Raw genomic sequence first — 17266 nt, 5'->3', positions numbered from 1 at the left:
GGCCGATGCTCTGCTCAAGAGGCGTCCGAGCGGGGGACGGCGTTCACTGACACGGCCGAAGTCACACCTTCGGGCTAAGCGTGGGTGACTACCCGGCTAAGCTCAGCCCGTGCGTCGTGCGTTGATCACCGGTATCACCGGTCAAGATGGCCAGTACCTTGCCGAGCTGCTCCACGAGCAGCAGTACGAGGTCTTCGGCCTGGTCAAGGGGCAGAACAACCCCCGGATCGACATGATCCGCGCCGGCTACCCGTACGTCGAGATCGTCGAGGGTGACCTGCAGGACCTCTCCAGCCTGGTCGGGGTCCTGGAGCAGGTGCAGCCGGACGAGGTCTACAACCTCGGCGCGATCTCCTTCGTCGCCCTGAGCTTCAAGCAGGCCGAGCTCACCGCGAACGTCACCGGGCTGGGGGTGCTGCGGCTGCTCGACGCCGTCCGGATGGTCGGCGGCAGCCAGAACAACCCGATCCGCTTCTACCAGGCGTCGAGCTCCGAAATGTTCGGCAAGGTCCGCGAGTCGCCGCAGACCGAGGCCACGCCGTTCTACCCGCGCTCGCCCTACGGCGTCGCGAAGGTGTTCGGGCACGACATCACCGTCAACTACCGCGACAGCTATGGCCTCTTCGCCTGCTCGGGCATCCTCTTCAACCACGAGAGCCCGCGCCGCGGCATCGAGTTCGTCACCCGCAAGGTGACCAACGCCGTCGCGCGGATCAAGCTGGGCCTGCAGGAAAAGCTGGTGCTGGGCAACCTCGACCCGCGCCGCGACTGGGGCTTCGCCGGTGACTACGTCCGCGCGATGTGGCAGATGCTGCAGCAGGACGAGCCGGGGGACTACGTCGTCGCGACCGGGCGCACGCACAGCGTCCGGAACTTCGTCGACCTCGCGTTCAAGCACGCCGGCCTCGACGACTGGGAGCGGTTCGTCGAGCAGGACCCGCGGTTCTTCCGGCCGTCCGAAGTCGACCTCCTGGTCGGCGACGCCACCAAGGCCCACACCGAGCTCGGCTGGAAGCCGGAGGTCGGGTTCGAAGACCTGGTCGCGATGATGGTCGACCACGACCTGCGGGTCGAAGCCGCGAAGGCCGGGATCTCGCTCCCGTGATCTCCTACGCGCAGAACGCGGAGGACGTCGTCCTGGCCCGGGTCTTCGCGGGCCAGGCCACCGGTCGTTATGTCGACCTCGGGGCCGGTTACCCGACCCGGGACTCGGTCACCAAGCACTTCTACGAACTCGGCTGGCGCGGGATCAACGTCGAGCCGGAGCCGGCGCTGGCCGACGAGCTCGACGAGGCACGCCCCGGGGACGTCAACCTGCGGGTCGCCGTCGGGGCCGAGCCCGGCAAGACCGTGCTGCACGTCGTCGACGGCCAGTGGGGCCGCGCGACGGTCGACGACTCGCTCGCCGCGCAGTACAAGGAAGACTGGCGCCTGCGCGACGTCGAGGTCGACGTCGTCACGCTCGCCCAGCTCCTCGACGACCACCCCGGGGACGTCGACTTCCTCAAGGTCGACGTCGAGGGCGCCGAACGCGCGGTGATCGAGGGCGCCGACTGGAGCCGTCACCGGCCGCGGGTGCTCGTCGTCGAGGCGACCGAGCCCGGCTCGCCGAAGCCCGCGCACGACGAGTGGGAGCCGATGCTGCTCGAAGCGGGCTACCGCTGCGGGCTCTTCGACGGCCTCAACCGCTTCTACGCCCAGGCCACCGACACCGACGCCTTGGCCGCGCTTGCCGCGCCCGCCAACGTCTTCGACGACTTCGAGCGCTACGCGGCTTTCGAGATCCGCGAAGAGCGCGACCAGCTGCGTCAGGCGCGGCCGTCCGAAGTCGCCTACATTCGGCGGCTCGAAGAGACAGTCGAAGCGGCGCAGCAGGCGCGCGGCGAGCTCGGCGGGCAGCTGGACGCGGCTCGGCAGGAGCTCGCGCTTGCCCGCCGGACGGCCGAGGAGCACCGCCGTCGGGCCGCCGCCCTCGAACACCGCGTCGCCGAGCTGGAAGCCCAGCCCGGCGTCCGCCGCTACTGACGCTCGCGGGCCAGCTGCGCCAGCCGTTCGGTCATCACCTTGCCGACGGCGGCCGGGCTGGACCAGTCCTGGATCGCCTGGATCGCCCGCTCACCCATCGACGCGCGCAGCCGGGGGCTGTCGGCGAGCCGGCGCAGCCACTGCGCGGCCTGCTCGACGTCCGGCTCCGCCCACAGCTGGCCGACCGAGTACCAGTCGCCGAACTCGGCGCCGAACCGGTGGTCGTGCTTCGAGATCGGGCGGACGTCGTACCCGACAACCGCGGCCGAGCCCGGCGGCATGAAGTCGAGGTTGGCGCTGAACCCCGTGGCCACCACCGGTTTGCCCATGGCCATCGCCTCGGCCATGCCCATGCCGAACCCCTCGGACCGGTGCAGGGACGCGTAGATGTCGCAGCTCGCGAGCAGCGTGTCCATGTCGTCGCGGGACATCTCGCGCCGCAGCAGCGTGCCGCCGACCGACGCCATCGCGGCGCTCAACGCGGTGTCCAGCTCCGGGAAGCGTTCGAGGTTGTTCACCTTGAGCACCAGGTGGGCCTTCGTGCCGCGCTCTTCGGGCGGGAACGCGCGGCGGAACGCCTCGATCAGCGCCCACGGGTTCTTCCGCGCGTCGCTGGACGACGCGCTGAAGGTGTACAGCACGATCAGGCCGTCTTCCGGCAGGCCGAGCCGCGCGCGGTCGGGCCGGATGCCCGGCGCGTGCGGCACCACGCTCGGCACCACCGTGATCGGGATGTCGGTGACCGTGCGGAACGCGTCCGAGACGAACGACGACAGCACCCACAGCTCGTTGATGCCCGGCAGGTGCGGCAGCGCGTGCGGCGGCGGTTCCGGCAGCTCCCACGCCCACAGCGCGATCGTGTAGCGGTCGAGCGCGTGCTCGGGGATCAGCTGCCACTCGTTGACGTTGACGATCCAGAGGTCGACGTCGAACTCCTTGCCCCGCCGCAGTTCCGCGATGTCCGGGGGCACCGGCACCGCGCGGTAGGGCGCCTGGCTGTTGAACTCCGTGAAGGTGACGTTCGTGTCCGTCGCGGCGAGCGCCTGGATGTGCCGCCGCGCCGACTCCGACAACCCGGTGCTGGCGCGGACGTCGGCGAAGGTGTTGACACCGGGCCGCCGCACTTCGGGTGCCGGCTCGGGCAACGCCGCTTCGATCGCCGCGGCGTACCCCTGGGCGGCGACCGGCCAGCACGCGTTCTCGCCGACCCACTTCCGCGCGAGCTCCCCGGCCGCGCGCAGCTCCTCCGGCCAGCACATCCCGCGTTCCAGCAGCCGGTAGAGCCCGGCCGCCTCGCCCGCCGGGTCGGTCGGCACGGTCCAGACGAACTCCGGGTCGAAGTGCCGGTGCTGCGGCAGGTCGCTGGTGATCACCGCGCGCCCGGCGCCCAAGGCCTGCATCATCACGGCGCTGGTCTCACCCGCGGTCGGCCAGCGGAGGCTGATCACGGCGTCGGTGGCCAGGATCAGCTCGTCGAACCGGCTTTCGTCCGGCGACAGTTCGAAGTGGACGGACCCGCCCGCGCCGCTCTGCGCGATCGTCTCGCGCAGTTCGGCCAGCAGCTCGGGCTCACCCGCGTGCCCGGCGACGACGAGCCGTGCGTTCGGCCAGCGGCGGCGCAGCTCGGCGAACGCCAGCACGGCGGCGGCGACGCGCTTGTACCGGACCAGGCTGCCGAACACGCCGAACACGACCTGGTCGTCGGTCCAGCCGAGGTCGGCGCGGATGGCATCGCGCCGGGAGCCGTCGAGCAGCGTCGCGCCGAGCGGCACGGCGTGCACCGGCACCTGCGGGTAGCGCGCCTGGAGGAGCCGCGCGGAGTGCGGGTCGTGCACGATCACCCCACGGCTGCTCGTGACGAGCCGGCGTTCCATGCTCAACGTCGCGTAGTCGAGCGTCTTGACGCCGTCGACCTCGATCGCCGGCATGCCGTGCAGCAGCGCCGGATCGGTGGCGTGGCCCCAGATCGGCCCGTGCGCGTACCGCACCTCCGCCCGGAACGCGTCGCTGGTGTACCCGCCGAGGTACCCGGCGTGGAAGTCGAGCAAGGCGGGGTCGTGCAGCACGACGATGCCGGGGTTCTCGACCGCCTCGCGGTAGATCTCGCCGTGCACCCCCGCGTGGTTGCCCATGTGGTAGATCGGCACGCCGGCACCGGGATCGCCCGGGGAGCGCAGCTCGACGCCGTCCGGCACACGCGCCGAGGGCGAGTCGTGCACCGCTGTGACGTCGACGAGTTCGGAAAGCGCGTCGAGCAGCCGGTAGCTGTAGTCCGCGATGCCGCTCGTCTGCGGCGGCAACGGGGTCCACACCGTGGCGCGCGTTCGGCTCATCGGCGGGCGACCAGGCGCAGCCGCTCGCCGAGCCCGTGCGAGGCCTCGACCGAAACGACTTCGACGTCCGCGAAGCCCGACGCTTCGGCGAGGAACCGCAGGTAGATGGCGGGCAAAACCTTGCGGGCGAACGGATCCAGCCGCAGGTCGGCTTCCGAAGCCGGAGTCTCGACGAGCAGGACTCCGCCGGGCTGCAACGCCGTCGCGGCGAGGTCGAAGAAGCGCGCGAGAACGTCCGGCGCCAGGCGCTCGGCGTACCGGAACGCCGTCACCGCGCCCAGCGAGCGCGGCGGCCGGGCGGCGAGCGCGGCCAGCGGCTCGCGGGCCTCGACGTCGAGACCCAGCCCGGCGCAGTGCTTCCGGACCAGCGTGTTGTCCGACGCCGCGACGAACGGCAGGCCGGCCGACCGCAGGACTTCCAGCCACTCGCCCCGAGCGGGCGCAACGTCGAAGACCGGGCCGGTGACGAGCGGCAGGTACGCGCGGCGGGCTTCGCGGACGTGGTCGGCGGGCCCGTCCAGCAGCTCGGACAGCGCGAGCTCGAGGAACGACTCGCGGTCGGCGGCCTCGACGTCGGCCGGCTCCTGACCGGCGCGGACGCGGTCGAGCGCGATGTCCAGCTGCGCGTGCCGGAGCCGGACGTCGGTGGCCGCCGACGTCAGCGAGGCGACCTGGGTTTCGAGCGCCTTCAGCCGCTGCTCGACGTCGTCGCCGGTCTCGCCGCTTTCGGCCTGGCGCAGCCGCAGCTCGCTCAGTTGCGACTCGACCCGGCCCAGCCCCGAGTACAGCCGCTGGTTGAGGCCCGCGGTCATCGTCTGGTCGTGCCGGCGGAGCTGCTCGATTTCGTGGACGAGCTCGGAGTGCCGGACGAGCCGGCCGTCGCCGCCCTGGGTCTGCTGGTGCACGGCGTCGAGCGCGTCCCGGATCGCCAGGTTGGTCTCGACCTGCCACTTCACCTGGCGCTTCCACAGGAACCGCAGGGCCAGCCGGCCCAGCAGGTCGGTCTTGCGCAGCGGCAGGTGCAGCTCGCGGTGTTCGTCGAGGCGGGCCAGTGCGTCGGCCACGCGGTCAGCAGGCATTTCGGGTTCCCCGGTTCGATCTCATGGGTTGAGCTTGCGCGAGATGTTCTTCTGCACCGCCGGCGACAGCAGCGACACCGAGCCGGAGGTGAACCCGCGCTCGGTCAGCTCGAGCACCACGACGTCACTGCGCTGCAGCAGCTCCGCGATGGCCTCACCGCTGTCGTGGTCGGCCGTGCTGGTGTGGAGCGCGGTCAGGTCGCCGAACGACGCGGCGAGGTACGGCAGCGCCCGGATGGTGAACGAGTCGCCGATCCAGGCCGTGCGCAGGCCGTACGTGCCGGCCCCGCTCGTGGTGTCGGTGTGCACCGGGGTGACGTAGTCGCCGGGCATGGTCCGGGTCCGGTCGGTCTTGCCGTCCGGCATCAGCGCGTAGTGGGTGCCTTCGGTGACGCCGGTCTTGCCGATCAGCGGGGGCAGGTCGGCCGGCAGCTGCCAGTCGGCCTTCGGCTGCAGGCGCCAGGTCTTGCTGATCCCGGGCCGCAGCTTCTCGGCGACCGAGCGGACCGCCGTGATGGCGCCTTCGTCGTCCCAGTGCGCGTCCTGGGGTCCGTAGAGCGGCGTGCCCTTGCGGTTCGCCCACTCCTGCATGCCGCCGCGGACGTCGAGCATGAAGTTCTCGCCGTCGACCCGGCGCCAGAAGTCGTCGGCCACCTTCTGGCGGCAGTCCTTGCCGAGGTAGTCGTCGGGCAGGTGCTGCGGGACCATGCCGATCTTGTCCGGCGCGACGACGACCACGAACTGCCGCCCGGACGCCTCGACGGTGTCACGGAAGGAGCGCAACCGCGCGAACGTGGTGTTGAGGTCGACCGCCTGCACGCAGTGGCTGGTGGCTTCGTCGCCGAGGTAGAGCCAGCCGTCCTTGCCCTCGATGACGTCGGGGAACTGGCGCGGGTCCAGCTTGGTGGGCGCGGTGTCGGCGGGCACCTGCAGCGGTCCCTGCTGGTTCTCCTGGTGCAGCGGCGGCGGCTCGCCGAACACGCCGCGGCTGATGCCGTCGGCGGCGTGCACGGCCTGCTCGCGGAACACCAGGTGGTCGGTGGTCCACTGGCCCAGCTGCGTGAAGAACGACCAGCCCTGGCCGATGCTCGGGAACGGCGTCAGCTTGCGGTTCTCGAACTCCGACGGCCGCGCGCCGAGGATCGCCGACAACGCCGGGGTGGCGAAGAAGACCGTCGCGCACAGCAGCGCCGCGAGCTGCTTGCGGCCGTGACGCGGCCGGTACAGCGCATGTTCACGCGGGAGGAACGCCTCGTAGACGGGCGGCAGCGTGGGCTTGGGCCCCTCGGTGCGCGTCACGCTCTCACCCCCATCCGGCGGGCCGCGGCGCGGACCGGCCGGAGCACCCGGCGGGCCCCCGCGACCAGCGGATGCCGTTTCGGCGCCGGCTGCGGCCGTCCGGCCAGCCACGTCCGGTGGGCTTCGGCCAGCCGCTCGCGCATCCACGCCGCGGCGGTGTCCGTCGAGCGGGTGCGCAGGATGTGCGCGCGGGCGGCCTGCCCGCGCCGCCGCGCCTCGTCCCGGTCGTCCGCGACGGCGCGCATCGCTTCGGCCGCGGCGTCGAGGTCGGGGTCGGCCCAGCGGCCTTCCGGCTGGTAGGGCGGCCAGCCCGGGCCGACGTCCGTCATCGTGAACGGCACCGGCCAGCCGTGCTCGGGCCCGAAGAACTCGGTGGTGCCCGAGTAGTCGGTGGCGATCACCGGTATCCCCCTGACCATCGCCTCCGCGACCGTGAGTCCGAACCCCTCGCTGCGGTGCAGCGAAACGTAGGCGTCGGTCTCGGCATACAGGGCGCCGAGTTCGGTCACCGTAAGATAACGCTCCAGCAGCTCGACACGCAGGTCTTCGCCGACCGCGCGGCGCAGGCGTTCCACGGCCGGGGTGTTCAGGTGCCCGTTGGTCGCCTTGAGCACCAGCCGGACGTCGTCCCGCGCGGGGAACGCGCGGTGGAACGCCTCGACGACGCCCCACGGGTTCTTCCGGCCACCGGTGGAGTTGAAGTCGAAGATGAAGAGGAACTGCGTGACCGGGCCCGGCTCGCGGACCGGCTCACCCGGGTCCGGCACGGCCACCGGAATGGTCCGGACCGGCACCGGCGAGTGCGCCGCGATCGCCCGGGTGGCGAAGTCGCTCGGCGTCCAGATCTCGTCGACCAGCGCGAAGCCGTCGTGCATCACCGCCGGGAAGTCCTCGAGCTCCCACGCCCACAGCCCGATCCGGTAGCGGCCCGCCCCGGTGTCCGGGTGGGTGTCGAGGATCAGCCGGGTGAAGTCCGAGTTCACGGTCAGCAGGCTGACCCCGAACCGGGGCGCGCCGACGTCGTCCGGGGCGGCCAGCCCGGTGCGGACCGAGCCGGACAGCGAGTGCTCCTCGACCACAGACACCATCGGCACGCCGGCCGCGGCGATGGCCCGCTGGGTCACCCGGGCCATCTCGCCCAGCCCGAGCTCGGCGGTCAGGTACCCGGCGACGTTGACCCCGAAGTCGGCCACCGGCGGGGTCGGCGCCGGGGGCTCCGCGGGCACGGCCCACTCCGGCACGATGCCTTCCTCGGCGCCGTGCGTCGCGCACCACTGCCGGAAGCCGGCGCGGTCCGCGCCACGCGGGTGCGGGAACACCGCCTGCAGGTCGACGCGGGCCAGCCAGACCGCGGCGGCCAGCCGGGTCAGCCCGGTCGCGGCGTCGAGCGGGGACGCGGGTTCGGCCAGCCACTGCCGGAACGCGTGCCCGCCGTCGTCGCCGAACGGGTGCGGTGGCAGCTTTTCGGCCACGCGGCCGAGCGGGTCCGGGGTGTGCCGCGAGGTTTCCGCGCGGGTCCAGGTGTCGTGGTAGAGCTGCCGCATCTGGGTCGTGAGCGGCGAACCGTCGGAAAGCTCGCCGTATGGCGACTCTCCGTTCTCAGTGGTCCCGACGCGTTCGCCGTAGCTCTCGCAGAGCTCGCGCAGCGCCGGGTCGGCGGACAGCCGCACGCGCGGCCGGTGCCCGCAGTCGGTGGTCAGCAGCCACGGCGTCTCGGCGTCGTACCCGCGGAACACCAGGGACTTCAGCCCGGTGAGGGACCGCTCGTGCAGGTTCCAGTAGCCGACGGCGAGCCCCGGATCCCGGACGACGAGATGGTCGAACACCCCGGCCGCGAGGTCCGGCCACCGCCAGGTCGGCTCGGTCCGGTGCGGCGAGCGCCGGCGTGCCTGCTCCGCCCAGTGGCCGAGGAACGGCCGGGCTTCCTGGCCGGCGGCGAGGAAGCCGTCGAAGACGCCGGGCACCTGCGCCGGCTCGAGACCGTCGGGTGGCAGCGGTTCGAGCAGCGCGGCCGTGACGACCAGCCCGTGCTCGGCCGCGAGCACGCTGACGTCCTCGAACGGCGCGTGCACCTCGGTTTCCGGGTCGAGCAGCACTACGACGTCGTAGTCGTCGAGCAAGGTGCGCACGAGCAGCGGCCGCAGGACGTCGACCAGATCCGCGCCGGCGTGGCAGGTCGCGAGCCGGTGGTACTCGTCCGGGTCGAGGCCGAGCCGGCCGGGCGCCGTGTCCTCGTCGGCGTCCAGCACGGTGAAGCCGTGGCCGGGATGGTGCGCGCGGTAGGACGCGGCGAGCACGCCGGCGGCAGCGCGCCGGTCCCCGGTGACGACCGTGCAGGCGGTGATCCGGGGACCGCTTCCCGTCATGTCAGCTGCTGGCGGGCAGCTCGGTCAGCTGCTTCGCGAGGATTTCGTCGAACACCTTCGAGACGGTGGCCATGTCCGGCCCGTCGACGTGCACGCGGACGACCGTCTTCTTGTGCACGTAGTGCGCGCGGATCAGGACGAGGCCGTCGTCCTTGACCAGCTGCATCACCTCGACGCCGGGCGGCGTGGTGCCGGTGTACTTGACGAGCTTGAACTTGACCTGCTGGTCGGTGAGCCCCTCGACGGCGTTCGACGCGGCGGAGGCGTCGGAAGCCAGCACGGTCAGCACGACGGCGGTCGCCCCGGACGGCAGCTTGGCCACCGACTGGCGGGCGCGCGACGGCTTCGCGTCGGCGAGCACTTCGAACTCGCCGTCGGTCAGCGACTTGCTGGCCTTGAGGTCGTCGAAGTTCGCGAAGTCCGTGGTGGACAGGACCGTGCCGGGGAGCTTGGCGACCTCCAGGTCGTCCTTCGGCTTCTGCGTCGGCTTCGGGGCCGCGCTCGACGACTGCGCGACCGGCGGCGTCTCGCTGGAGTTGCCGGAGAAGAGGAAGTACCCGCCGACCCCGAGGCCCGCGAGCACGACCACGGCGATGACGATCGCGATGACCTTCTTGCCGCCCTTGGCCGGCGCCGCTTCGAACGAGGGCTCCGGGCCCTGCGCGACCCAGTTGGTGTCGGCCGGGAACTCCGAGCCGCCCCACGGGGTGCTCGTGTCCTGGCTCGGCACGTTCCAGGGCATCGGCTGGCCCTGCTGCTGACCCTGCTGGTGGTACTGGGGAGCCTGCTGGGGGAACCCGCCGGAGCCCTGGCCCTGCGGCCGGTACCCGCCGGGGCCCGGCTGCTGCTGCGGCATGCCCGGCACGACCTGCGTGCGGTCGGCGTCGCCGGCCTGCGCGCCCGGCGCCCAGCCCTGCGGCGCGCCGCCCTGGCTGACGGCCTGGGTGCGTTCGCCGTCACCGAAGCCGGAGTTCACGATCTGGGTCTGGTCCGCCGCCGTGGCGCCCCCGGGCTGCTGCGCCGGGGTCGGGCCGGACGGCGGTGAGACCGGGGCGATGATCTGGGTGGACTCGGCCTGATTGCCCGCCGCCGGTGCGGCCTGGGGATCGGCGTTGACGGCCGCGGACAGGACACTGTCCCGGCGCAGCCGGTAGTCGTCGGCCGAAATCTGACCAGCGGCCAGCTCTTCGTCCAACCGGCGCAGTTCCTCCTGCCAGGACAAACCCGGCCCCCTATCTCGTCAGCGGTTGCCAGCCGAGCCAGCTCACGCATCATTGTGCACTCAGCCCTGCTCACCGGGCCCCGGAGGGTCGGTTCGTGACCCTCGGCGCTCAGCCGGCGGGCAGGACGCTTTCGAACTGCTTCAGCATCCCGTCCAGCTGGCCGCTCATGCCGGACTGGCCCTTGTAGGGGAGCCCGACCCCGATGACGACGGCGTTGTTGCCCGAGCCGTACCAGCTGGTGTTGAGGAACTGGTTCTCGAAGCGGCCGGAGATGGTCCGGACGTCGGCGCCGACCTGGCGCATCCCGGACGACAGCGCCTGCTGGTAGAGCGTCTCGACGACGGTCTGGGCGTTCTGGGCGCTGCCGGTCGGGATGACCAGCGCGAGGTAGTTGACCTCGCCGTCGGAGCTGCCGCGGAACACCATCTCCTTCGCCCCGTTCGACGTGAACAGGTCGGCCGTCGGGCCGGGGATCAGCTTCAGGTCCCGCGCTTTCCCGATCGCCAGCGTCGAGTTGTTCGGGTTGGCCTCGCCGGGCAGCTTCGGCAGCCGGTCCTCCAGCGGTTCGGGCCGGATCCCGGACGCGGCCGACGTCGTCGGCGCGGGCGCGCCCTGCGGCGGGTTGTCGTCGTCCGAGCCGAGCCACGCGGTCGCGCCGACGACCATCGCCAGCACGACCAGCACGCCGAGGCCGAGGAACAGCCAGGTCGGCCGGCCGCCTCCGCCGGAGCGGTGCTTGCCCGCCGCTTCCTCGGCTTCTTCCGGCCGGTGGTGCACCGGGCGGCCGAGCGGCGGGAACCGGCTGATCTGGTCGGCCTCCGGCACGGACCCTTCGACGCGCATGTACCGCGTGGGCACGATGTCGGCCGGGCTGGGCGCGGTCGTGAGGTGGTCCGGCACCGGCGGCACGGCGCGGGGGGAGAGCGTTTTCTGCGACGACGACTCCGTCCGCTGCCACGGCGGCGCGGGGCGCGGCGGTGGCTGCTGCTGGAGCGGCTGTTGCTGGAACGGCTGCGGGCCGGTGTTCGGCGTGTCCATCCGCTGCGGCGGCGCGGACCGCGGGTCGACCGGCTGCGCGGCGGGGTTCGCGCTGTGCCACGAAGACGGGGGCCGCCGCAGGGGCGACGGCACGGGTGAAGGCACGGTCGAACCCGATGCCTGCGCGAGCAGCTCGTCTCGCTGCTTCCGGTGCGCAGCCGGTTCGATCCGGCCGGCCGCCAGGTCCGCGTCGAGTCGGCGCAGATCTTCCTGCCAGCTCATCCTTCGACCCCCATCCACCATTCGGGGCATCAGTCTGGCACGTGCGGCCGACCTGCGAGGTTGCGGTTTGAGGTTGATCGGCAACGTAGCGCAAGTGGCGTGGTTTCGGGAGTCCTCGCCGCGCCCGCGTCCGATTTGTGCCTCCGGTACAGTCCGGCTGCCCAGGTCACGGCGGTCGGGGAGCCGGCTGGGCTTTCAGAGGGGAGCCCACGTGACCACCGAAGCACCACCCAGGCCGCAGCGCGCGCTCGGCCGCATCCGGCCGACCGGCCGCGCCCGGGAAGGCCTGCTGGCCCTGATCGTCGGCGGCGTCCTGTCGGCACTGTTCAACTACCCCGTGCTGCTGCACCCGAAGTCGTCGGTCACCGCCGACCTCGGCGACCCGCTGCTGCAGGCGTGGCAGCTGGCGTGGCAGCACAACTTCGCCACCGGCGGCGGGCCACTGTGGACGGGGAACACGCTCTTCCCGGCGGTCGACAGCTTCGCCTTTTCGGACTCCCTGCTCGGTTACCTGCCGCTGACGCTGTTCGGCGACGGCCAGTACGCCGCGATCTTCCGCTACAACATCGTCTTCCTGATCGCCTTCGCGATGGCCTACGCCGGCGCGTACCTGCTGGTGCGTCAGCTCGGCGGCACCTGGCAGGCCGCGGCGCTGGCGGGTGTCGCCTTCGCCTGGGCGCCCTGGCGGCTGACCCACATCAGCCACCTCAACATCCTTTCCTCGGGCGCGATCGCCCTCGCGCTCTTCGCGCTGGCCCGCGGCCACGGCTACTCCCTGCGGCACGGCCGCCGTCCCGAGCTGGCCCGCCCGTGGTGGGCGTTCGTCGGCTGGGTCGTCGCGGCGTGGCAGGTGACGCTCGGGTTCGCGGTCGGCCTCCCGTTCGTCTACCTGCTGGGCGTCGCCGGGCTCGTGATCCTGGTGGTCGCGCTGCGGAACCGGAAGACGTTCGGCACCCGCCTGGCGGTCTTGGACGGCGCCGGGGTCGTGGTGTTCCTCGTCGTCACCTACCTGATGACCATCCCGTTCCGGCAGGTCGTCACGGACTACGGGTTCAACCGGCCCTGGGAGGAGGTGAAGGTCTTCTCGCCCCCGGCGGACGGCCTGTTCACCACCCTCAGCTCGACGTGGCTCTGGCAGGGCACCCCGCTGGACCCGAACACCGGCATCCTGGTCGACTCGAACTGGCTCCTGCAGCCCGGCGCGTCCGAGAAGGTCCTCTTCCCGGGGCTGGCGCTGCTCGTCGTGGCGCTGGTGGGGCTGTTCTCCAGCGCCTGGTCGGTCCGGGTGCGGGCCGCGCTCGGCGCCGGTTCGGTCGTGGTGTTCGTCTTCGCGATGGGCTCGCAGTTCTTCGGCGGCGACTTCACCTACTACATCCTGTGGAAGTACCTGCCCGGCTGGGACGCGCTGCGCACGCCCGGGCGCCTGATGCTCTGGGTGATCCTGCTGCTGATCCTGCTCGCGGCGGGTGCGCTCACCAAGGCGTCCGAGTGGCTGCGCGACCGCGACACGACCTACGCCCGGGGCCGCGCGCTGCAGCTGCTGCTCGGGGTGCCCGCGCTGTTCGCGCTGCTGGAGGGCATCCCGGACGTGGGGCACCCGTCGCCGCCCGGCATCCCGCCGGACCTGGCCGCGACCTTCCGGGACGACCCGCGGCCGGCGGTGATCCTGCCGATGGTCCAGGAGCCGGACAAGCCGTTCAGCGAGTTCGTCTACCAGTTCTGGTCCGTCGAGGGCTTCCCGAAGCTCGCCAACGGCCACAACGGGCTGCTGCCCCCGGAGTACCTCGAGATCAACGAGGCCTTCAAGACGTTCCCGGACGTCCACAGCGTCGACGTGCTGCGCAAGTACGGCATCCCCCGGGTGCTGGTGCTGAAGGTCGGCGCCGCCGGGACGCCGTACGAGCAGGCGCTCACCCGCCCGCTCGACGGGCTGCCGCTCACCCGCACCGAGTCGGCGGATCTGGTCACCTTCACCCTGCGCTAGTCACCTCTTCGGCCCCCGAAACTGTCGTACATATGTTCTAAAATGGGCGTTGTCCAGGGGAGATGCCGCCCGCACCGCGCGGGTGGCGTGATGGAGGAAGGCAGGGCCATGGCCTACATCACCCTGCCCACGTTCGTGGGCTACAGCGCGAGTTCCGGTCCGTCGCGGTCGTCGTTCGTCCGGCGGCAGCGCCGGCTGTACGAGGACCCGGCGCGGGCCGCGTTCAACTACTACCGCCGGGCGGCCAACGCCGTGCGGTCCGGCCGGGCGGCCAACCAGGACGCGACAGCGTTGCGCGCACTGGTCAACGCCGCCGACGAGAAGGTGAAACCGCACTACGCCGCGATAGCCGACGGCTGGCTGCGCTACCTCGGCCGGAAGTCACCGCGGCTGGTCGAGGTCGGCCGCGGGCGCTGCCGCATCGGCGAGCTCGAGATCGGCGTCAGCCCGCAGCTCGGCCTCCGCAAGAGCAACGGCCGCCGGTACGCGACCTGGCTCTACTTCAAGGAAGAGCCGTTGACGAAGGACTCCGCGCAGCTCGCGCTGTGGGTGCTCGAGCAGGCGATGCCGGACGTCCTACCGGGCGGTGAAGCGCTGGTGATCGACGTCCGCCGGGCGAAGGAGTACCAGCTCTCGGCCCGTGATCGTGAACGGCTGCGCCCCTGGGCCCGCAGCGAGGCTTCGGCGTTCCTGACACTCTGGGACGCGGCCTGAGAAGGGGAGGCGCCGGGCTTGCCCGGCGCCTCCCCTAGCATCGCCCCCGAGCGTTCAGGGGGGCGACGATGAGACTGGTCGCGGGACGGTACGCGATCTCGGCCGAGCTGGGCCGGGGCGGCATGGGCGTCGTCTGGCGCGCCGAGGACAGGGTGCTCGGCCGGCCGGTCGCGCTGAAGGAGCTGGCCACTCCGCCGGGGACGAACCTCGAGCGGGTCATGCGCGAGGCGCGCACGGCCGGGCGGCTCAACGATCCCGGCGTCGTCACGGTCTACGACGTCGTCAGCGAGCACGGCGCCACCTTCATCGTGATGGAGCTGGTGGTTGCGCCGACGCTCGCCGACGTCGTCGGCCGCGAAGGCCCGCTGGCGAACGACCGCGTGGCCGCGCTCGGCCTGCAGGTGCTCGGCGCGCTGGAGAGCGCGCACGCGGCGGGCATCGTGCACCGGGACGTCAAGCCCAGCAACATCATGGTGCTGCCCGGCGACCGCGTGAAGCTCGCCGACTTCGGCATCGCGCGGGCGATGGACGACCCGTCGCTGACGCAGACCGGCGGCGTCATGGGGTCGCCCGGGTACATGGCGCCCGAGCTGTTCGCCGGGGCCGGGCCGTCGCCCGCGGCGGACCTCTGGTCGCTCGGCGCGACGCTGTTCCACGCCGCCGAGGGCCGGGCGCCGTTCCAGCGCACCACCACGGCCGCGACGCTGCACGCGATCATGTACGACCAGCCGGTGTTCGAGCACTGCCGCGGCCCGCTCGCCGACGCCGTGCGCGGGCTGCTCACGCAGTCCACTTCGGACCGGCTGGGCGCGGCCGGCCTGCGGGGGCTGCTTTCCACCGCCCGCAGCGCGATCACCGACTCGCCGACCCAGGCCGTCGACCCGGCTTCACTGCCGACGATCGTCTTCGAGCCCGTGACGTCGAAGGTCGCGACGCCGTCACCGACCACAGTGGACTGGGACCGGCCGCGCAAGAAGCGGCTTCCGCTGGTGCTGACCGGGGTCGCGGTCGCCGTCGTCGCCGCGCTCGGCGCGATCTTCCTGCTGAAGCCGGACGGCACGACCCCGGCGGCCGCGAGCGCGCCCGGCGGTTCGGCCGGACCCACCCCGACGACGTCCGCGACACCGTCGCATCCGAAGACCGGCCCCAAGAAGTCCTCGGCGCCGCCGGCCACGAGCGCGTCCGCGCTGCCCGGCGCGAGCTCGGCCGCGGCCCCGCCGCCGTCGAGCGCGGGGGACAAGCCGCACCCGGCCGAGGTGCCGCTGACCCGCTACCACCAGCCCGACGGCGGCCACTTCAGCGGCACGAAGAAGGTCGGCCCGCCGGCCGGCTTCACGAAGGAAGGCGTGTTCGGCTCGCTCGTCGCGACGGCCGAGCCGGGCACGCGGAAGCTGTTCGCCTGCAAGGTGAAGGACCAGAAGGACTGGTTCAGCTCGACCGACCAGAGCGGCAAGTGCGAAGGCCAGCAGTCACTCGGCCTGCTCGGTCACCTCTACGCCAACCCGCCGTCCTGGGCGAGCGCGCGGGCGATCTACCGCTGCAACGCGGGCGCGAGCCACTTCGACTCGCTCGACGCCGGCTGCGAAGGCAAGACCAAGGAGTTCCTGATGGGCTACGTCGTCGTCTGAAGCACGATGTCGGCCACCAGCTCCGGCCGGGTGACGAACGGGTGGTGCGCGACGGCCAGCTCGACGACGTCGGTCGCGCGTTTCGCCTGCTCCCGCTGCGTCTCCGGCGGGGTGGCGCGGTCGTCGGCGCAGACGACGTAGGTCGACGGCACGTTCCGCCAGGCCGCGGTGGTCGTTGGCTGGCCGAAGACGACCTCGTTCTGCGGGGTGAGCCGGGCCGCGGCGCCCGCGTAAGTGGCGTCGTCGAAGTCCTGGGCGAACAGCGGCCGCACCAGCTCCTCCCGGACGCTCGCGGTGCCGTCGCCGTGGCTGACGTGCCAGGGCGCCGGCTCGCCGGTGCCGAAGCCGGCGAGCGCCTGGCCGGCGTCCGGCAGGAACGACGTCACGTACACGAGCCGGCGGACCGCGGGGTGGCCGCCGGCTTCGGAGATCACCATTCCGCCGTACGAGTGCCCCACGAGCACCGCGGGCTCGTCGGAGGCGTCGAGCAGCGCGCGGACGGCCGCCGCGTCGTCGTGGAGGTCACCCTTCGGGTCGCCTTCGCAGCTCGGCAACACCGCCGCTGAGCTGCGAAGACCGTGCGCGCTCAGCACGTCGGCGGTCGGCTGCCACCACCACGCGCCGTCCCGGACGAACGCTCCGTGTACGAAGACGATCCTCATGGTGACAACTTGGCAGAACCCACCCGGTCGAGTGACACAGTTCGCGCGGAGCGGACGAGGACTGGACAAACCGGAGGCCGAACACGAAGCTTTCGCGTGTTCTTCCGTGCCTGGCCCAACCTCGAGGTCGAAAAGTGAATGCTGCCTGGGAAGCCGTCTCCCGCGTCGCCGACGAGCCCGCCTGGTACTGGGTGTACGACAAGCTGGCGTTCTGGCCGAGCACCTACGCCCACGCCTGGCCGGGCTTCCGCGAGCCGGCGCCGTCGCGGACCTGGGACCTCTCGCCCGGCGACCTGGACCGCGCGTCGGCAGAGTTCCGCCTCGGCCCGTACGCCGTCGACGAGCACCAGGTCTCGGCCATCGCGGCGGCCGCGTTCCGCGAGGTCTGCGGCCCGGACGACTGGCTGTGGGCGCTGCACTGGCAGCACCAGTCCTACCGCGTCCGCCCGCACCGGATGACCGACGGCGCCCGCTGGCCGGTGCCGGTGTTCCCGCGCGCGGACTACCACCTGTTCCTGGCCTCGGACTTCTCGTTCGGCACGCTCGGCCACCCGTGGGAGCGCACGCTGTGCGTGTTCGGCGAGAAGCTGGTGCCGGCGTTCGAGCGGCACGGCGAGGGTGTGCTGAACAACGTCCTGCGCCGCGACGGGAAGCCGTCCGCGCTGGCCCGCTGAGCCCGGCGTTGATCTCTTG

The 17266-nt window shown here is 72.2% G+C and carries 13 protein-coding genes; 6 read left to right on the top strand and 7 right to left on the bottom strand.

Going from position 1 to position 17266, the window contains the following annotated elements:
* The first annotated feature begins 109 nt into the window (after nt 1-109).
* Nucleotides 110-1105: a GDP-mannose 4,6-dehydratase gene (gmd, locus tag ACZ63E_RS00155; RefSeq protein ID WP_465306273.1), complete on the top strand. Its 996-nt coding sequence runs from the start codon at nt 110-112 to the stop codon at nt 1103-1105.
* Nucleotides 1102-2025 (top strand): FkbM family methyltransferase, encoded by a 924-nt coding sequence (locus ACZ63E_RS00150; RefSeq protein ID WP_465333116.1) that lies wholly within the window; start codon nt 1102-1104, stop codon nt 2023-2025. The genes gmd and ACZ63E_RS00150 overlap by 4 nt, the downstream gene beginning before the upstream one ends.
* Here ACZ63E_RS00150 and ACZ63E_RS00145 read toward each other — a convergent pair.
* From ACZ63E_RS00145 to ACZ63E_RS00120, 6 genes are all read right to left on the bottom strand, one after another.
* Complete coding sequence (locus ACZ63E_RS00145) at nt 2019-4358, bottom strand: glycosyltransferase family 4 protein (RefSeq protein WP_465333114.1); 2340 nt, start codon at nt 4356-4358, stop codon at nt 2019-2021. The two genes, ACZ63E_RS00150 and ACZ63E_RS00145, sit on opposite strands and share 7 nt — an antisense overlap.
* On the bottom strand, nt 4355-5437 hold the full coding sequence (locus ACZ63E_RS00140) for a hypothetical protein (protein WP_465333113.1): 1083 nt from the start codon (nt 5435-5437) through the stop codon (nt 4355-4357). The genes ACZ63E_RS00145 and ACZ63E_RS00140 overlap by 4 nt, the downstream gene beginning before the upstream one ends.
* A gap of 21 nt (nt 5438-5458) precedes the next feature.
* Nucleotides 5459-6736, bottom strand: a complete 1278-nt coding sequence (locus ACZ63E_RS00135) for an alginate O-acetyltransferase AlgX-related protein (protein WP_465333111.1) — start codon at nt 6734-6736, stop codon at nt 5459-5461.
* Nucleotides 6733-9102, bottom strand: a complete 2370-nt coding sequence (locus ACZ63E_RS00130; protein WP_465333109.1) for a glycosyltransferase — start codon at nt 9100-9102, stop codon at nt 6733-6735. Before ACZ63E_RS00130 ends, ACZ63E_RS00135 begins: the two co-directional genes overlap by 4 nt.
* A gap of 1 nt (nt 9103) precedes the next feature.
* A complete protein-coding gene (locus ACZ63E_RS00125; RefSeq protein WP_465333108.1) occupies nt 9104-10324 on the bottom strand; it encodes a hypothetical protein in 1221 nt (406 codons plus the stop codon).
* 109 nt (nt 10325-10433) lie between these two features.
* Nucleotides 10434-11585, bottom strand: a complete 1152-nt coding sequence (locus ACZ63E_RS00120; RefSeq protein ID WP_465333106.1) for a flagellar basal body-associated FliL family protein — start codon at nt 11583-11585, stop codon at nt 10434-10436.
* A 211-nt stretch (nt 11586-11796) separates the two neighbouring features.
* Here ACZ63E_RS00120 and ACZ63E_RS00115 point away from each other — a divergent pair, with 211 nt between their 5' ends.
* The 3 genes from ACZ63E_RS00115 (at nt 11797) to ACZ63E_RS00105 (ending at nt 15911) form a co-directional block, all read left to right on the top strand.
* Nucleotides 11797-13569, top strand: coding sequence for a hypothetical protein (locus ACZ63E_RS00115; RefSeq protein ID WP_465333104.1), 1773 nt, complete (start codon nt 11797-11799; stop codon nt 13567-13569).
* A 90-nt stretch (nt 13570-13659) separates the two neighbouring features.
* A complete protein-coding gene (locus tag ACZ63E_RS00110; protein WP_465333103.1) occupies nt 13660-14283 on the top strand; it encodes a hypothetical protein in 624 nt (207 codons plus the stop codon).
* A gap of 68 nt (nt 14284-14351) precedes the next feature.
* On the top strand, nt 14352-15911 hold the full coding sequence (locus tag ACZ63E_RS00105) for a serine/threonine-protein kinase (protein WP_465333102.1): 1560 nt from the start codon (nt 14352-14354) through the stop codon (nt 15909-15911).
* Here the strand turns inward: ACZ63E_RS00105 and ACZ63E_RS00100 are convergent.
* Nucleotides 15896-16573, bottom strand: a complete 678-nt coding sequence (locus ACZ63E_RS00100) for an alpha/beta fold hydrolase (RefSeq protein WP_465333101.1) — start codon at nt 16571-16573, stop codon at nt 15896-15898. The two genes, ACZ63E_RS00105 and ACZ63E_RS00100, sit on opposite strands and share 16 nt — an antisense overlap.
* A 134-nt stretch (nt 16574-16707) precedes the next feature.
* On the opposite strand from ACZ63E_RS00100, the gene ACZ63E_RS00095 reads away from it, so the two are divergent.
* A complete protein-coding gene (locus ACZ63E_RS00095) occupies nt 16708-17247 on the top strand; it encodes a DUF2716 domain-containing protein (protein ID WP_465306249.1) in 540 nt (179 codons plus the stop codon).
* Nucleotides 17248-17266 lie beyond the last annotated feature (19 nt).

This window comes from Amycolatopsis sp. NPDC104819, from assembly GCF_055583145.1.
This window is presented reverse-complemented; position numbering and strand designations above follow the sequence as displayed.

Bases quoted from the DNA above. Each gene is read 5' to 3' on its own strand.
- ACZ63E_RS00120 (WP_465333106.1), bottom strand. From the start codon at position 11,585: ATGAGCTGGCAGGAAGATCTGCGCCGACTCGACGCGGACCTGGCGGCC.
- ACZ63E_RS00105 (WP_465333102.1), top strand. From the start codon at position 14,352: ATGAGACTGGTCGCGGGACGGTACGCGATCTCGGCCGAGCTGGGCCGG.
- ACZ63E_RS00110 (WP_465333103.1), top strand. From the start codon at position 13,660: ATGGAGGAAGGCAGGGCCATGGCCTACATCACCCTGCCCACGTTCGTG.
- ACZ63E_RS00100 (WP_465333101.1), bottom strand. From the start codon at position 16,573: ATGAGGATCGTCTTCGTACACGGAGCGTTCGTCCGGGACGGCGCGTGG.
- ACZ63E_RS00130 (WP_465333109.1), bottom strand. From the start codon at position 9,102: ATGACGGGAAGCGGTCCCCGGATCACCGCCTGCACGGTCGTCACCGGG.
- ACZ63E_RS00145 (WP_465333114.1), bottom strand. From the start codon at position 4,358: ATGAGCCGAACGCGCGCCACGGTGTGGACCCCGTTGCCGCCGCAGACG.
- ACZ63E_RS00140 (WP_465333113.1), bottom strand. From the start codon at position 5,437: ATGCCTGCTGACCGCGTGGCCGACGCACTGGCCCGCCTCGACGAACAC.